2 protein-coding genes and 1 pseudogene are annotated in these 1,903 nt (G+C 58.3%); all 3 read left to right on the plus strand.

Translation table 11 applies throughout. The features are described 5' to 3' along the window. Window positions 1–171 precede the first annotated feature (171 nt). Window positions 172–624 carry a carbon monoxide dehydrogenase subunit G gene (locus tag I554_RS0125240; protein ID WP_024578145.1) on the plus strand — a complete coding sequence of 151 codons (453 nt, stop codon included), beginning with the start codon at window positions 172–174 and terminating at the stop codon, window positions 622–624. A 166-nt stretch (window positions 625–790) separates the two neighbouring features. After that, window positions 791–874 (plus strand): annotated as a pseudogene (locus tag I554_RS27110) ((2Fe-2S)-binding protein); the annotation flags it as partial. A 95-nt stretch (window positions 875–969) separates the two neighbouring features. Beyond that, entirely contained in the window at window positions 970–1,518 is a 549-nt protein-coding gene (locus I554_RS0125250) for a DedA family protein (protein WP_192817786.1), read from the plus strand. Window positions 1,519–1,903: the final 385 nt, after the last annotated feature.

Genomic DNA, 1,903 nt, shown 5'->3' on the forward strand with positions numbered 1-1,903 from the left:
GACGGCATGCCACTTGGGGAATGTATGCTCATATCTGCCAACGCCTTTGATGGCTGCCGTCCGTCGTGCGGCGCCAACCCTTCCGACGATCCTCTTTTCTTTGGCGGCGCGGTAGCTTAACTGGTAAAAACTGCGGCCCGGCCGCATCGGCTCAAGCGGGAGATCAAGACAATGGCAATGACAATGACCGGCGAAGTTCAACTTCCGGCGTCCCGTCAGGTGGTTTGGGAAAAGCTCAACGATCCGGCTGTTCTGAAGTCCTGCATCCCGGGCTGTGAAGAACTGGACAAGAGCGGAGACAATGAATTCCAGGCTGTCGCCAAGATGAAGGTCGGTCCTGTCTCCGCGCGCTTCAAGGGTCGGGTGACGCTCAGTGATCTCGATCCGCCGAACGGCTATAAGATCACCGGTGAAGGTGAGGGCGGCGTTGCCGGATTCGCCAAAGGCGGCGCCACCGTCAATCTGCAGGACAAGGATGGCGGCACGCTGCTCGTCTATAATGTCGAGGCTCAAATCGGAGGCAAGCTGGCGCAACTCGGTCAGCGCTTGATCAACGGGTCGGCCAAAAAGCTCGCCGATGAATTTTTTGCGAATTTTGCCGAGGCCGTCAAAGACGGCAATTGACGGGCAGTTTCGGCATATCACGCCTGCGTTGGCCTTCAGCGCCCGAGGTTGCCGATCGGCGCTGAGGCACCTATGATGCATTTGGAACAATTTTAAGCTGGCCGGTGCCGTGCAACGCGGCAGAATAGAATGGCCGGCCCATAAGCTAACCCGCTAGAGAGTGCCGATGGCCAAGATTTCGCTGATCGTGAACGGCAACCCCGTGACAGCCAATGTCGATCCTCGGACGCTGCTGGTGCAGTTTCTGCGCTTAGGCTCGTAAGTATCATGATTCCTTCTATTGGCAGCTTCCTGCACCAGGCCGCGGACCTCGTCGCGCAGCAGCCGCTACTCGCTATCGGATTCGTGTTTGTTCTGGCGCTGTCCGAGTCGCTTCCGGTCGTCGGTGCTCTGGTGCCGGGCACCGCGACAATTCTGACGATTTCGGCGATGGCAGGCGTTGGACTGATACCGGTTTGGGCAGTTCTCATTTCAGCTTGCCTGGGAGCGATCGCGGGGGATGGCGCAGCGTATTGGCTGGGGCATTGCTATCAGGAGCAGGCGCTGCGGATGTGGCCAATGGCACGCTACCCGGAGGCGATCCGACGCTCGGAGGAATTCTTCGCACGCCATGGCGGCAAATCGATCACGATCGCACGCTTTACCCCCGTCGTGAGAGCATTCGTGCCACTGATCGCCGGGATTTCCGGCATGAACCCTCGACGCTTTTATACTGCAAATGTGGCCTCTGCGATCGTGTGGGCGATCTCACACATCGTCCCGGCCGCGGCGGCAGGCGCGTCTTTCGTCGCACTCCACCAACACGCCGGTGCGATGGGCATGACCCTTCTCATGCTTGTTGGCTTGGCGGCTTTCGCCTTGTGGAAAATACGTGCAGGCTTGCGGCCAGAGTGACACTTATTCAATTTGATCCGAAAGTTTTAGCGTGACCGATATGCACACGCATTCGCCGCCTGGATGGCACGGGCGAGTCGGGGTGCATTTCGCGTTTCCAAGACAGCTTACCCCGCGGGCGACGTCATCATTTGTCACCTCGACTGCGCCAGTACATCCCGATCAATATTTAGACCGATGTCACGGCGCTAACCTATCGCGAGCATCTCGAACCGCTTCATGATGCGACTCGAATTCTTTACGAACGTCCTTCCACCAAGGCGATAGACCGGCCCACCGCTGTAGTCGCGCGCGCCAGTCCCGCATCCATCAGTGATGTGCGCTCATTCACTGCTAAGTCGCACCCGTTACCGATGGCACGCGAGATTTCATCGGGTTTTATGCA

Source organism: Afipia sp. OHSU_II-C1, assembly GCF_000497575.1.
Taxonomy (GTDB): domain Bacteria; phylum Pseudomonadota; class Alphaproteobacteria; order Rhizobiales; family Xanthobacteraceae; genus Afipia.

Excerpts from the sequence above, each read along its gene's own strand:
- I554_RS0125240 (WP_024578145.1), top strand. The coding sequence starts at position 172 with ATGGCAATGACAATGACCGGCGAAGTTCAACTTCCGGCGTCCCGTCAG.